Raw genomic sequence first — 13,131 nt, forward strand, 5'->3', positions numbered from 1 at the left:
AAAAATGCAATTGTTATAAATTAACAGTTTGAATTTAACCTAATACCTGCTACCCGATACCTGATACCTATTAAAATTTAACATAGAGTGCGTAACGTCAGTTATAATAAAATAAAACACAATGTATCACTAGGATAATGAAAAGTTCACAAAAATATATCTTACTTATTAGCATTCATGGTCTAATTAGAGGACAAGATTTAGAATTAGGAAGAGATGCGGATACTGGGGGGCAAACAAAGTATGTTTTGGAGTTAGCGGAAGCATTATCCCAACGGGAGGAAGTGGAAAAAGTCGATTTGATGACGAAATTGTTAATTGATACTCAGGTTAGTGATGATTATAGTCAACAACTTGAACCTATTAACGAAAAAGCGAATATTGTTCGTATTAGTGCAGGAAATGATGAGTATATACCCAAAGAGGATTTATGGGATTATCTGGATAATTTTGCCGATAATGCCATCGAATTTTTAAAGAATCAACCAAGATTACCCGATGTTATTCATACCCATTATGCCGATGCGGGTTATGTGGGAGTCAGATTATCTCATCAGTTGGGAATACCTTTGATACATACAGGACATTCTTTAGGCAGAAGTAAGCGTAAAAGACTGTTAGCTAGTGGTGTCAAAAAAGAAAAAATTGAGCAACGCTATAACATGATTCGCCGTATCAATGGGGAGGAAGAAACTTTAAGTTCGGCTCAAAGGGTTATTACTAGCACTTCTCAGGAGATAAATGAGCAGTATGCCCAATACGATTACTATGAACCACAACAAATGCGCGTCATTCCTCCGGGTACGGATGTAGAAAAATTCTATCCTCCAGAGGGTAACGAATGGGAGAGTAATATCTTTAAGTCGATCGAGCGATTTTTAACTAATCCCCGTAAGCCTATAATATTAGCACTTTCGAGGTTAGATCAACGGAAAAATATTCAAACTCTTATCGAAGCCTTTGGGCAAAATCCCCAATTACAAGAGGAGGCAAATTTAGTTATTTTTGCAGGTACAAGAAATGATGTCAAGGATTTAGAAAGTAGTCTGCAAGATATTTTTACAGATTTATTATTGACGATCGATCGATATGATTTATATGGTAAGGTAGCCTATCCTAAAACTATCACCTTAGATGACATTCAGATCATGTACCGTTTAGCGGCGCTATCGGGGGGAGTTTTCGTCAATCCAGCTTTAACCGAACCTTTTGGCTTAACCTTAATAGAATCTGCCGCCAGTGGTTTACCTATTGTAGCCACAAAAGATGGTGGTCCTATTGATATAATAAAAAATTGTCAGAATGGATATTTGATCGATCCTCTTAATCCTCAAGACATTGGTGATAAGATTTTAAAGGTACTCCGTGAAAAAGAGCAATGGCAGATTTTTGCGAACAATGGCGTTACTAAGGTTAAAGAATACTATACTTGGTCTTCCCATGTAGAAACCTATCTCAAAGTTATACAACCCATTATCGATAAGAGTGAGCGCTTAGTACGGATGCCTACCCAACGTAGAGCGATGATGTACCATAACGGTGCGATCGTATCCAGTATAGATCAAAACTTGCTCGGCGATCGAGAATCATTAGGGCAATTAATAGAGTTAATTCAAGCAAAACGCAAAAACATTAGTTTCTGTATCGCCACAGGAAGAAGACTCGACTCCGCCTTAAAAGTATTGCGAAAATACGATATTCCTCAACCTGATGTGTTAATAACCAGTATGGGTACAGAAATCTACTACTCTCAAGACTTAATTAGAGATACCGCTTGGACAACTCATATTAACTACCAATGGAATCGTCAAAGCATTGTTACCCTCTTATCAGAATTAGAAGGGTTAACTTTACAACCTAAAACCGAACAAAGTATTTACAAGATTAGTTACTTTTATGATAGTTCGATCGCACCAAAAATAGAAGATATTAAGAGAATACTGCTTCAAAACGAGCAAACCGTGAATGTTATCTTTTCTTTTGGGCAATTTTTGGACATTATACCCGTTAGAGCCTCAAAAGGCTACGCAGTCAGATGGTTTTCCAGTCAATGGGATATACCCTTAAACCGTATTCTCACTGCCGGAGGTTCGGGTGGTGACGAAGACATGATGCTAGGTAACACATTATCTGTGGTAGTGGCGAATCGTCATCAAGAAGAACTTTCTAACCTCAGTGAAATAGAACCGATATACTTTTCCCATCGACAATTTGCCGATGGAATTATTGATGGTTTGAATCACTACAACTTTTTTAATCTTTGTGAATCAACAGATTAACCTATTACCTATTACCTCCCCTCATCACAATACGATGAGGTAACTTCTAATTAATTATCGTCTATTCCAGAAACCACCGCCGTCTCCCCAGCCTCGGTTATTCCAAAAATTGCGAGGTTGGTTAATAAAACCGCCTCCTCCACGATTATTTAAGAAGCCTCCTCCACCTCGATTATTCCAAAAATTATTGGGGCGATTAACATTGACAAAAGTACCTTGACGCCCATTTCCCCAACCTAAACTAATTAAGATTTCTTCCGTTGAGGCTTTCAAGTCAGAATCTTCGGGTAATTCTTTCTCCCTTGCTTTCAAGGCTTCAGAGATACGATTTAAACGACTATCGACATTTTCTGTTGCTTTGTTGACTTCTGGATTAACCGCAAGGGTTTTTGTTGTCACCGAAAAGCTAGATAACGTCATTAATAAGCCTAACCATGTTAAATTTGTGATTTTCATAATTTACTAACTCTTTAATTAAAATATTTATTTCTATGGATTTTTTTCCTATCTTTCTTTGTCTTTCTTTGTCTTAACGGCGATTTAAGAAGCCTCCACCATCTCCCCAACCTCGATTGTTGAGAAAGCCACTACCTCCTCCAGTGTTGATAAAACCCCCTCCTCCTCGATTATTGAGAAAACCACCGCCGTTTCTCCAACCACTACCACCATTAATAAAACTTCTTGTCAAAATTTCTTCGGATAAAGAGTTTTTAATGTCTATAGGCAAGTTTCCTTCTCTAGCTTTTAAGGCTTCACCAATACGATTTAAACGGTTTTCTACATTTGCCATAACATCTGTTGATGTGACTTCAGGATTAACCGCAAGAGTTTTCGGAGTAAGACAAACGCTAGATAAAGTTATTAAAAAACCTAACCATGTTAGATTATTGATTTTCATGTTTTGATGAATTTAATTTTAGGTTTTGAGATTGCTTCGTTTCCTCGCAATGACTATCAAAGAGATTGCTTTATGCCTCGCAATGACAGAAATACAATTGTTAATTATTAATTATTAATTATTAATTATTTACCGAAAGGAATTTGTTCATGGTTATTAATGGTATTCTCGAAGAAACTTTTAATGGCTTCTGGCGAAACGATCGAAACTACACCATTTTCGCCCATCCATTTATTAACTAAAGCCGTCATTTCAGGATCATTCACTAAGTAACCTTCCATCATTCTAGCAATAGTAAAATTAGCAACGTCAAGGAAAGTAGAGTTATTGGGGGCAACAATACAACCTACTCCAAATCTAGCATAAGGAGTTTCGGAAAGAGGAGGATATTGCTCGAAACCATCGGGGTTTATCTGTTGACGTAACCCGTCTAACATCATGGTATCTCCTGCTAAAGCGTCAATAGTACCTTCTTTTAAAGCAGTACCACCATCATCAAAAGTAGCGACATCAACAAAAGTTGCATTAGGATGGGCTAATTTTACCGCATCACTGACAAAAGTTTGAGGAGGAATCCCAATTTTCATACCTGTCATAGAAGTATCGGCGGGGATTTTGCCTTTAGGAAACAAAAGTCTAATACCTGAAACTGTATATCTTAAGGTATAGTCAACATACCTGTCTCTTTGCCATGTAAATACAGTGTTGCATACCATATCAATCTCCCCTGTGAGTAATTTTGGTACACCGTCTCTAATGGATTCCACTTGCACAAAATCGAGTTTAATGTTTCTGTCTAATTCTTCTTCGAGTTGCTGATGAATTAACTTGACAAGATCGATCGAAAAACCGTCTAATTGATCCTCAGCGTTAATATAAGAATAAGGTACAGCATTCATGGGTACTCCTACCGTCATAAAACCACTACGAGCAACCTTTTCTATTACTGTACTAGCCATACTGGGTTTGATGCCTATAGTCAACAATACACCAGTAACAAAAGTGAATAAAATTTTTTTGAACATTAGTTTGAAAATTTTTGTTTATTAAAATTGATTATAGTGAGATTTTGTCATAATGATAAAATATACTGATAAATGTGAGTATAAAAAAAATAGTTATACTAAATATCAATCAAGCAAATTCCTCAAGGGTTGAATGATTCTAAGCTATTGCCTAAATCCTAACTGTTCTGAACCACAAAATCACCCCAGTGTTAAACATTGTCAGAGTTGTGGTGCTAATTTAATTTTGCATAATCGCTATCGATCGATCAAGAAAATTGGTAAAGGCGGATTTGGTGCGACTTTTTTAGGTATTGATTTATCTTTACCTGGTAATCCTTTTTGTGTGATAAAGCAATTAAGACCTACTTCAAAGGATCAAGAAACCTTTGACATGGCATTAGAATTATTTGAAAGGGAAGCCAAGACTTTAGGAAAAATTGATCATCCTCAAATACCGAGATTGTTAGACTACTTTGAAGAAGATAAACACTTCTATTTAGTACAAAGTTTGGTGAAGGGCAAAAATTTACAACAGGAAGTAAAACAAAACGGCGTATTCAATGAATCTCAGGTAAAGGCATTTTTAAAAGAAATACTCCCCGTTTTAAAATATATTCACTCTCTCAAAATGATCCATAGAGACATCAAACCTGCTAATATTCTTCGTAGAGAACAGGATGGGAAATTAGTACTCATTGACTTTGGTGCAGTAAAAGATCAAGTTAATACTCAATTAGCCAATCAAAATTACGGTCAAACAGCCTTTACTCAATTTGCAGTGGGTACAATGGGTTTTGCACCACCTGAGCAATTAGCAATGCGTCCTATCTATTCCAGTGATATTTATGCCATCGGTGCGACTTGTTTATATTTAATGACAGCAAAATCCCCCAAAGATATAGCGGCAGACGAGTTGACAGGGGAATTATTATGGGAAAAAGAAGTCCGTCTTAGTGCAGGTTTTGTCAAAATTCTTCGCAAAATGTTAGAAGTTGATGTGCGTAATCGTTACAAATCGATCGATGAAGTTTTAGTGGACTTAGATATAGTACCTTATGAACAACAACTAGAGCAAAATTTATTCACCCACAGTAAACCAGTCACTCCTCCTCCGAATTTAGAATCAGAAAGTAACGATAATACTTATGTTTCCGCTACATCTCGTTTAGCTATGGCAATCCGTGCCAGAAAATCCCGTCAAGGCAAGAGTAAATATGTTGCCCAAGTCACCCCTCAAAGTTTATTAAATGCCTATAGTCGTGGCAGAATCGATTTTAGTCAACAGGTATTTAATAAGTTTAATTTTGCCCACGCTAATATACCTAATATTAATTTTCGTAATTCTCAACTGATTCAAGCCAAATTTGAAGAAGCGAATTTAGAAGGTGCTAATTTTTATAGTGCTAACGCATCGGGCGCTAATTTTAACAAAGCCAATTTAAGAAAAGTTCACTTTTTCAAAGCTGAGTTAGAATCAGCAGATTTTAGGGGGGCAGATTTAGAAGGTGCTAATTTAGAAGGTGCTAATTTAGACAGTGCTAATTTATGCGGTGCTAACTTAACTAATAGTAATATTACCGAAGAACAAATACAACAAGCTCAAACAAATTGGGCGACTATTTTTCCTGATGGAAAACGTCATATTTGGTAAAAATTATGCTCTCGTAAGTTAATACCTTTTTATGCGCACCTAACTCATTACAAGTAACCATAAAATGAAACTCACGCTAAGATAGAGAAACTAAGCAATAAAACTTAAAGATAGTTAATGTTTATTCATATTTATCAAAAAACTCAAATCAAGCAATACATCGAAGATAAGCTATTATTCGGCAATAAACTCACCCCAGAATTATTCGCTATTCTGACTGTCTATTTTGTACAGGGAATTTTGGGATTGGCACGACTTGCCGTTAGTTTCTTTCTCAAAGATGACTTAATGTTATCTCCTGCTCAAGTTTCCGCCTTAATGGGTATAGCCGCCATTCCTTGGGTAACAAAACCTATCATCGGTTTTTTGAGTGATGGTAAACCTCTTTTTGGTTATCGTCGTCGTAGTTATTTAATCCTTTCGGGAGTTTTAGGTTCGATCGCATGGCTAAGTTTAGGTACAGTAGTAAATAATGCTTGGAGTGCGACTATTGCCATTTTATTAACTTCCCTCTCAGTTGCCATGAGTGATGTCATTGTGGATTCTGTAGTAGTAGAAAGGGCAAAAAATGAATCCCTCGTCAAATCTGGCTCTCTACAATCCCTTACATGGGGTATGTCAGCGCTAGGAGGCTTAATTACTGCTTATTTTAGCGGTGCATTGTTACAACAATTTAGTACCAATACTGTCTTTTTAATTACCGCTTGTTTTCCCTTATTAGTAGTGGGTATAGCAGGGTTAATCATGGAAAATCCTGTGGAAAAAGATGCTATATCTAATCCCTTGAAAGGGCAAATTAAGCAATTATGGCAAACCATTACCAAAAAATCTATTTTAGCACCAGTTATCTTTATCGCTCTATGGCAGGGTACACCTAGCGCTGATTCAGCTTTTTTCTTCTTCTCTACGAATGAGTTAGGATTTACCCCCGAATTTTTAGGCAGAATTAGACTTATTACCAGTTTAGCCTCCCTTATTGGTATCTTATGCTATCAAAATTGGCTCAAACAAATACCCTTTCGAGTCATGTTAGGTTGGAGTGTGGTGTTATCTTCCCTATTAGGCATGACAAGTTTAATCTTAGTTACCCATTTTAATCGTACTTTGGGCATTGATGATCATTGGTTTAGCTTGGGAGATAGCCTTATCTTAACCGTAATGGGGCAAATTGCCTTTATGCCTGTATTAGTTTTGTCAGCACGTCTTTGTCCTAAAGGTATCGAGGCGAGTTTTTTCGCTCTTTTGATGTCGATATGGAATTTAGCAGGATTGTTGTCTCATGAATTAGGGGCATTATTAACCCATTGGTTAGGAGTAACAGAAACCAATTTTGAGCATCTTTGGCTATTATTACTAATCACCAATTTATCGAGTTTATTACCTTTACCCTTACTAAAATTATTACCCAATGAAGACCCTAAATTGTTAGATTCTCTTGATAATTTACCAGTACCTGAAATTTACGAACATCATAGCACTGGGGCTACTTTTGGTCAAGATATGATGCCTGAAGTTATTTTTACTAATATCAAAGAGTTAGGGGTTGAAAAAATAACTAATCAAAATAAGGAATAACTAAATAGGGGGTGTTGAAAAAATATTTTGATAAGGATAGTGAATAATGAATAGTGAATAGTGAATAATGAATAGTGAATAATGAATAGTGAATAGTGAATAGTGAATAGTTTTAATAAATCAATAGGGTAATTAATTGTATATTGGAGAATAGTATCTTCCATATTTCTAATATTTAAAGATTTTTAGCACGGCTTTTTTTCAGTTTCCATTTATTCCATAATCTGATAATTGCGATCGAGATTAAACTAATTAAAAGAGTCAAATTTAAGAAAACTAAAAATAAATAAAAATTAGACATAAATGCTGGAGGATCAATAATTATCCTCAACATGGTATAGTTATTAAGATCATTAAAATCTACGGTAAATAATGACATTAATACATAACTAGAAATCGAAATTAAGTAAAATATTTGATTGAGTGAACTAGAAAAATTTGAGGAATTAATAAAAAGTTGTAAAAAAATAAAATAGCATATTCGATAAATAATTTCAGGGATTAAGAAGATGATCAAAAACCATCCCATGACAGTTACTCTAAAAATAATACCGAGAATGAAAGTCAAAATATGGATTATGGTTAAGTTTTTTTTGTTATTTAAAAACATATAAAAAATATGGAATTAATAGTTAGTTAACAATTCACTTACTCATCTTTTATCGTTATTTATCACTGATTATTTAAACAATTTCTTTCATCTTTTTCTTTAGTTGTAAATAATTCCAAAATCTTGCTACGATTATAGTTATTAAGCTAACTAAAAGAATCAGGTTTAATACCAATGAAAATAAATAAATAAAACCGATAAATGAAGACGGATTAACAATGAGATGTAACATTGTATAAGCTCCACCTGTATCTGCCATATCTATAGCAAATAATGACATTAGTAAATAATGACATTAGTAAATAACTAGCGATAGAAACTCTATACATTATTAAGTTAATACTCTTATCAAAATTCGATGAAATAATAAAAAGTTGTAAAAAAATAAAATAACACAGTCGATAAACAACTTCTGGTATAAAAAATATTATTAAATACCATCCCCATACATCTATCCTAAAAATGATACCGAGTATGAAAGTCAAAATATGAATTATAGTTAGAGTTATTTTCATATTTTAAAAAGCCTTATGGGGCATAATTATAATTATTTAATATTTACTAAAAAGTTAGAAAAAAGTATTTTTTCTTCAACAATATTCATTTTTTCATTGAGAGAAATTAAAGCAATATTCGTCACTTTTTCCTCCTCTAAAGTAACTAAAGAAAATTTATGTATCTTCTCTCCATTTATCTCTTGAATACGAGGTGTTGATGCACCATTCAAATATATAGTATCATAATTGTCTTGATTGACGATCGTTCGGAGTCTTTCTTTCGTATGTCTTAAGGTATGGTGCATATGCCCAAAGGTGACAAGAGAAACTTTTTTGCCTAATATACGACTAATTTCGATCGAACTCTGAAAATCGGGATCACCAAAATCACCGCCGAGGGGTTTCCAGTCTCTACCGCAGGTATCTTCGGGGTTGCTTCCCAAGCCAAAAGGTCCATTATGACCGATGAAGATGATATGATCAAAGGAGGTTTTCTTTACTCCCTCAACTATTTTCGCCGTTGACTCCTCAAAATTATTCACTCCGTAGCGTTGCCGATAGAAGTCTGGATATTTCCATTTTGAACCACCCCATGTGAAAGGACGACTACCAACCACCGATAATTGTAAGCTAGGAAAATCGAGACTTCCATAACCGACATGGGTTATGCCTAATAAGTCTAACTGTTTTTGTACCCTATCTTCTAAAGTTCGATCGTAAGGACATTTTTTTCTTCCCCATTCTGTCGCCGTAAACCATGCGTCATGGTTGCCTAAAACAACTGCTTTTTGTAAGTTTAAACTGGCAATATCTCCCACAACTTTGAGAGATTCATTACCCAAATCTCCCACAAATAAAGCTAAATCCACCTCTAAAAATTCTAAAGCTAAAGGGTCATATTCGTTCCAATTTTCGTGAACATCTCCAATTACTGCTATTTTTATTGTCTTTTTTTTCATGGAAGAATTATCGATTAAATTAATTTAACTTTTCTATAGTATTTATGATAAATTATAAGAACTAATTAATATACACTTATCTGTTTATGTCTAATATAATCATATCAAAAAAATAATTTTTAATGACAGTAAAAGATAAATTTCATAATATAGTTAAAACGGCTTTAATTAAAGATAATGGGAATATTACCCGTGATTTATTAATATTAAAGTGTGGAAAAGATGATCATTTTATGTCAAAATATGATTATTGAGGAAGTTATTAGTCAGTGGATAAATTAAGTAAATATCATCAAATAATTTGTGACTTTTTAAACCAACAAGCTAACATAATTCCTCTAGGAAAAACCATCGAATCTGAAACTATTTTTGATGAAAAGTTCGCGCTGCGAAGCAGTTCCCGTTGGTATCGATATTTATTATTATACTTAGATTGGGAGAGACAAAAAAGAATTTATACCGTATTATTGCACTTAGAAATTAGAGACAAAAAATCTGGATTCAAGAAAATAATACTGATATTTTAATAGCAGAAATGTTATTAGAAAAAGGAGTAAAAAGAGAGGATATTATTTTAGGATTAAAACCAGCTTTTGTAAGGCAATATATAGGTTTTGGAGTAGCTTAACTATTTTTAAGGCAATATTTACAGAATTAAAGTGATCGATCGAGGTTATGGTAAAATAAGATAATAACAAAATAATTATGACAAAGTTTTACATTTATGAACGAAAATTTACCAGTAATTTATGTTTCTATTTTATTAGGCTTATTAGGTATAGTAGCCATTGTTTTACTGAGACAAATTATTAAAACTCGCAAGACAGAATCCCGTTTTTCTAAACTACAAAATAAGTTAAAAAATCAAAAAGGTACAGCTCAAGAATATTATGAATTGGCTGGTATTTATTTAGACAAAAAACTCTTTGTTCAAGCGGTACAATTATTGCAAAGAGCCTTAAAAGCTGACGATGTTGAACCTGAAAATAAGGCATTAATTTATAATGCTTTAGGGTTTGCTTATTTCTCTCAAGAACAATATGATATTGCTATTAGAAACTATAAAGAAGCAATTAAATTATATCCTGAATATACCATCGCTCTCAACAATTTAGGCAATGTTTATGAGAAAAAAATCCTCGTTTCTCAAGCCTTAGAATGTTATCAAAAAACCCTCGAATTTGATCCCAAAAACTCGATCGCACTCAAACGTGTTGAATCCTTAGAAAAACGCCTTGTCAAAAACTAATAGAGAATGAAGAATGAAGAATGAAGAATTAAGAATTGACAATTAATAACTCTTGCCTCTTGCCTTTGCCCACTTTTTACTCATTACTTATCACTCATTACTCAGTAGAGTGTGATTATAAAACACCAAAATTGGTTAAACCAAGAATAACACCAGCGCCTAAAATATGTCCGAAGCTAGTAGCGGCTAAAACAGCAGGTAAGCCAAAACCACCGAAAAAACTAGGGCTAGGTAATTGAGGATCAGCACTAGGATATTTTACGGTAAACTTAGCGAAAGCGATGGCTATAATGTTGCAAATAATCATGGTGACAGCAATACTAGGACTCCATTCAACGGTAGCAGGTACACTAGCTAAGAAGGTATTGAGATATAACATTAAATTTTTTCCTTAAATAAACGTATTTGAAAAACTCATTTTAAAAGGTTAACGAAAAAAAAGAGCAAATTTGTTGCAATACTTTGCAATTTTGTAAATTTATGTAAAGAAATACCATGCGCATAATTTTTAAAAGTTACGCACTTGTACCAAAAATCAAGGGATTGAGATTCCTTCGCTACTCTCGGAATGACAGAATATCGTTAGAGGTGCGTAAGTCCTAATTTCGATAACTTAAGGTTATATCTTTTCAAAGATAGTTTATGATTGAAAGTACAACAGCTTATTTTTGAATAACATAATCATCGTGCCAGAAAATAAATATAGTCATTTAACAGCTATAGAAAGAGACACTATTTCATTTCCAGCAAAATATTTGTTAAAAAATCAACTGTTAAAAGGGGATATATTAGATTTTGGTTGTGGTTTCGGAAAAGATGTTGAAATTCTAGCACAAAAAGGGTATAAAATTCAGGGTTATGATCCTCATTATTTTCCTATTTACCCTCAAGAAAAATTTGATACTATCTGCTGTTTTTATGTCTTAAATGTTATTTTTAAACAGTCTCAAGAAGATGTTATTATGGCAGTATCTCAACTGTTAAAACGGAAAGGAAAGGCTTATTTTGCCGTAAGACGAGACTTAAAAACGGAAGGTTTTAGAAGACATTATATTCACAAAAAAAATACCTATCAATGTTTAGTAAATCTTCCTTTTCGATCGATCTATGTAGATGAATTTTGCGAAATTTATGAATATTGCCACTATAATCAAGAAAAGCATAATCACCATAGATGTATCTTTTGCAATCCTTATGCTAAACTAACTTTACTCACAGAATCAAGTCTAGCCTATGCCATTTTAGACGGTTATCCTCTTACCAAAGGACATAGTTTAATTATTCCTAAAATTCATGAAGAAAATTACTTTAATTTATCTTTTGAAATGCAAACTCATTGTTGGCAAATGGTAAATGAAGTGAAGAATATTGTCACTAAAAAATATAATCCTGATGGCTTTAATATTGGTTTTAATATTGATAAAGCAGGAGGGCAAAAAGTTAAACATACTCATATCCATTTAATTCCTCGTTATTTAGGAGATAATCAAGGAAAAAAACACGGTATTAGATGCGTTATTCCTTCTACTTAGAGGTTACTCAACAAACCACCATATAATCTAATAAGCATCTACAAAAATGAACAATTTTTTTACGGTATTTCGGGTTTCTAGTCAGAATCTGATCGAAGTCTAATTAAGAAATAAGAATGTGTTATGATACTAATTACTTACGATCGAGGTGAGAAATACGATAATGACTGCTTATACTATTAACTTTGATGTAATTTCTAAGATTGATGATGAAAAATTTTATCAACTTTGTCGTCATAATCCTGAACTAAAATTGGAACAAAATCAAAAAGGAGAATTAATTATTGTGCCACCAACAGGAGGAGAAACAGGAAGATTCAATTCAGAATTAAATCTTGAGTTTGGAATCTGGAATCGTCAAAAAAAACTAGGATATATCTTTGATTCTTCTACCTGTTTTAAACTACCAAAAGGCAGTAATCGCTCACCTGATGTGGCATATATTCAAAAAGAAAGATGGGATAATTTAACAGAAGAAGAAAGGATAAAATTTCCCCCCATTGCCCCTGATTTTGTTTTAGAATTAATGTCAAAAACTGACTCATTAAAAGACACTCAAGACAAAATGGCAGAATATATAGATAATGGAGTTAAGTTAGGATGGTTAATTAATCCCGATAAAAAAGAAGTAGAAATATATCGTCAAGGAAAAGAAAAAGAAGTAGTAAATAATCAAAAAGTTTTGTCAGGAGAAGATATTTTACCTGATTTTATCTTAGATTTAACTGAGATTTTTTAATTTTTATCACTGTCGGTAATAACACAAAAAAGATACTAAAATACTGTATAAAAGCTCAAGAATTTTCAGAAATAGAAAAAGCATTAGGTAGTTATCCTCATTTAATTGACTTAGCTTCAGATATTCGTGATGGCA

13 protein-coding genes and 1 pseudogene are annotated in these 13,131 nt (G+C 33.5%); 8 read left to right on the forward strand and 6 right to left on the reverse strand.

Annotated elements, in window-relative coordinates:
* Window positions 1-137 precede the first annotated feature (137 nt).
* Window positions 138-2,279, forward strand: coding sequence for an HAD-IIB family hydrolase (locus ACN4EE_RS02100; RefSeq protein ID WP_431704744.1), 2,142 nt, complete (start codon window positions 138-140; stop codon window positions 2,277-2,279).
* Between the two features lie 54 nt (window positions 2,280-2,333).
* Here ACN4EE_RS02100 and grrA (ACN4EE_RS02105) read toward each other — a convergent pair whose 3' ends face one another.
* The 3 genes from grrA (ACN4EE_RS02105) to grrP form a co-directional block, all read right to left on the reverse strand.
* The gene (gene grrA, locus ACN4EE_RS02105) at window positions 2,334-2,735 is read right to left on the reverse strand and encodes a GrrA/OscA1 family cyclophane-containing rSAM-modified RiPP (RefSeq protein WP_431704745.1); all 402 of its coding nucleotides are present in this window, start codon (window positions 2,733-2,735) and stop codon (window positions 2,334-2,336) included.
* Between the two features lie 73 nt (window positions 2,736-2,808).
* Window positions 2,809-3,177, reverse strand: a complete 369-nt coding sequence (gene grrA, locus ACN4EE_RS02110; protein ID WP_431704746.1) for a GrrA/OscA1 family cyclophane-containing rSAM-modified RiPP — start codon at window positions 3,175-3,177, stop codon at window positions 2,809-2,811.
* A gap of 125 nt (window positions 3,178-3,302) precedes the next feature.
* Window positions 3,303-4,202 carry an extracellular substrate binding-like orphan protein GrrP gene (grrP, locus tag ACN4EE_RS02115; RefSeq protein WP_431704747.1) on the reverse strand — a complete coding sequence of 300 codons (900 nt, stop codon included), beginning with the start codon at window positions 4,200-4,202 and terminating at the stop codon, window positions 3,303-3,305.
* A 133-nt stretch (window positions 4,203-4,335) separates the two neighbouring features.
* On the opposite strand from grrP, the gene ACN4EE_RS02120 reads away from it, so the two are divergent.
* Together ACN4EE_RS02120 and ACN4EE_RS02125 are read left to right on the forward strand one after the other, a co-directional pair.
* Window positions 4,336-5,835: a serine/threonine-protein kinase gene (locus tag ACN4EE_RS02120; protein ID WP_431704748.1), complete on the forward strand. Its 1,500-nt coding sequence runs from the start codon at window positions 4,336-4,338 to the stop codon at window positions 5,833-5,835.
* A 117-nt stretch (window positions 5,836-5,952) separates the two neighbouring features.
* The gene (locus tag ACN4EE_RS02125) at window positions 5,953-7,410 is read left to right on the forward strand and encodes a folate/biopterin family MFS transporter (RefSeq protein ID WP_431704749.1); all 1,458 of its coding nucleotides are present in this window, start codon (window positions 5,953-5,955) and stop codon (window positions 7,408-7,410) included.
* 175 nt (window positions 7,411-7,585) lie between these two features.
* Here ACN4EE_RS02125 and ACN4EE_RS02130 read toward each other — a convergent pair whose 3' ends face one another.
* Both ACN4EE_RS02130 and ACN4EE_RS02135 read right to left on the reverse strand, forming a co-directional pair.
* Entirely contained in the window at window positions 7,586-8,020 is a 435-nt protein-coding gene (locus ACN4EE_RS02130) for a hypothetical protein (RefSeq protein WP_431704750.1), read from the reverse strand.
* A gap of 547 nt (window positions 8,021-8,567) precedes the next feature.
* Entirely contained in the window at window positions 8,568-9,476 is a 909-nt protein-coding gene (locus ACN4EE_RS02135) for a TIGR04168 family protein (RefSeq protein WP_431704751.1), read from the reverse strand.
* A gap of 122 nt (window positions 9,477-9,598) precedes the next feature.
* Here ACN4EE_RS02135 and ACN4EE_RS02140 point away from each other — a divergent pair, with 122 nt between their 5' ends.
* From ACN4EE_RS02140 to ACN4EE_RS02150, 3 genes and pseudogenes are all read left to right on the forward strand, one after another.
* Window positions 9,599-9,730 carry an element excision factor XisH family protein gene (locus ACN4EE_RS02140; RefSeq protein ID WP_431704752.1) on the forward strand — a complete coding sequence of 44 codons (132 nt, stop codon included), beginning with the start codon at window positions 9,599-9,601 and terminating at the stop codon, window positions 9,728-9,730.
* A gap of 15 nt (window positions 9,731-9,745) precedes the next feature.
* A pseudogene (locus ACN4EE_RS02145) lies at window positions 9,746-10,104 on the forward strand (element excision factor XisI family protein).
* A gap of 96 nt (window positions 10,105-10,200) precedes the next feature.
* The gene (locus ACN4EE_RS02150) at window positions 10,201-10,725 is read left to right on the forward strand and encodes a tetratricopeptide repeat protein (RefSeq protein WP_431704753.1); all 525 of its coding nucleotides are present in this window, start codon (window positions 10,201-10,203) and stop codon (window positions 10,723-10,725) included.
* A 115-nt stretch (window positions 10,726-10,840) separates the two neighbouring features.
* On the opposite strand, the gene psaK is transcribed toward ACN4EE_RS02150, so the two are convergent.
* Window positions 10,841-11,104 carry a photosystem I reaction center subunit PsaK gene (gene psaK / locus ACN4EE_RS02155; protein ID WP_431704754.1) on the reverse strand — a complete coding sequence of 88 codons (264 nt, stop codon included), beginning with the start codon at window positions 11,102-11,104 and terminating at the stop codon, window positions 10,841-10,843.
* Between the two features lie 289 nt (window positions 11,105-11,393).
* On the opposite strand from psaK, the gene ACN4EE_RS02160 reads away from it, so the two are divergent.
* Together ACN4EE_RS02160 and ACN4EE_RS02165 are read left to right on the forward strand one after the other, a co-directional pair.
* Window positions 11,394-12,257, forward strand: coding sequence for an HIT family protein (locus ACN4EE_RS02160; RefSeq protein WP_431704755.1), 864 nt, complete (start codon window positions 11,394-11,396; stop codon window positions 12,255-12,257).
* Between the two features lie 163 nt (window positions 12,258-12,420).
* Entirely contained in the window at window positions 12,421-12,996 is a 576-nt protein-coding gene (locus ACN4EE_RS02165) for a Uma2 family endonuclease (RefSeq protein WP_431704756.1), read from the forward strand.
* Window positions 12,997-13,131: the final 135 nt, after the last annotated feature.

Origin of the sequence: Geminocystis sp. CENA526, from assembly GCF_050753365.1 — a bacterium.
Taxonomy (GTDB): Bacteria; Cyanobacteriota; Cyanobacteriia; order Cyanobacteriales; family Cyanobacteriaceae; genus Geminocystis.

What these genes read in the sequence shown, in the direction of transcription:
- ACN4EE_RS02100 (WP_431704744.1), top strand. Translation starts at nt 138, where the DNA reads ATGAAAAGTTCACAAAAATATATCTTACTTATTAGCATTCATGGTCTA.
- grrA (WP_431704745.1), bottom strand. Translation starts at nt 2,735, where the DNA reads ATGAAAATCACAAATTTAACATGGTTAGGCTTATTAATGACGTTATCT.
- grrA (WP_431704746.1), bottom strand. Translation starts at nt 3,177, where the DNA reads ATGAAAATCAATAATCTAACATGGTTAGGTTTTTTAATAACTTTATCT.
- grrP (WP_431704747.1), bottom strand. Translation starts at nt 4,202, where the DNA reads ATGTTCAAAAAAATTTTATTCACTTTTGTTACTGGTGTATTGTTGACT.
- ACN4EE_RS02120 (WP_431704748.1), top strand. Translation starts at nt 4,336, where the DNA reads ATGATTCTAAGCTATTGCCTAAATCCTAACTGTTCTGAACCACAAAAT.
- ACN4EE_RS02125 (WP_431704749.1), top strand. Translation starts at nt 5,953, where the DNA reads ATGTTTATTCATATTTATCAAAAAACTCAAATCAAGCAATACATCGAA.
- ACN4EE_RS02130 (WP_431704750.1), bottom strand. Translation starts at nt 8,020, where the DNA reads ATGTTTTTAAATAACAAAAAAAACTTAACCATAATCCATATTTTGACT.
- ACN4EE_RS02135 (WP_431704751.1), bottom strand. Translation starts at nt 9,476, where the DNA reads ATGAAAAAAAAGACAATAAAAATAGCAGTAATTGGAGATGTTCACGAA.
- ACN4EE_RS02140 (WP_431704752.1), top strand. Translation starts at nt 9,599, where the DNA reads ATGACAGTAAAAGATAAATTTCATAATATAGTTAAAACGGCTTTAATT.
- ACN4EE_RS02150 (WP_431704753.1), top strand. Translation starts at nt 10,201, where the DNA reads ATGAACGAAAATTTACCAGTAATTTATGTTTCTATTTTATTAGGCTTA.
- psaK (WP_431704754.1), bottom strand. Translation starts at nt 11,104, where the DNA reads ATGTTATATCTCAATACCTTCTTAGCTAGTGTACCTGCTACCGTTGAA.
- ACN4EE_RS02165 (WP_431704756.1), top strand. Translation starts at nt 12,421, where the DNA reads ATGACTGCTTATACTATTAACTTTGATGTAATTTCTAAGATTGATGAT.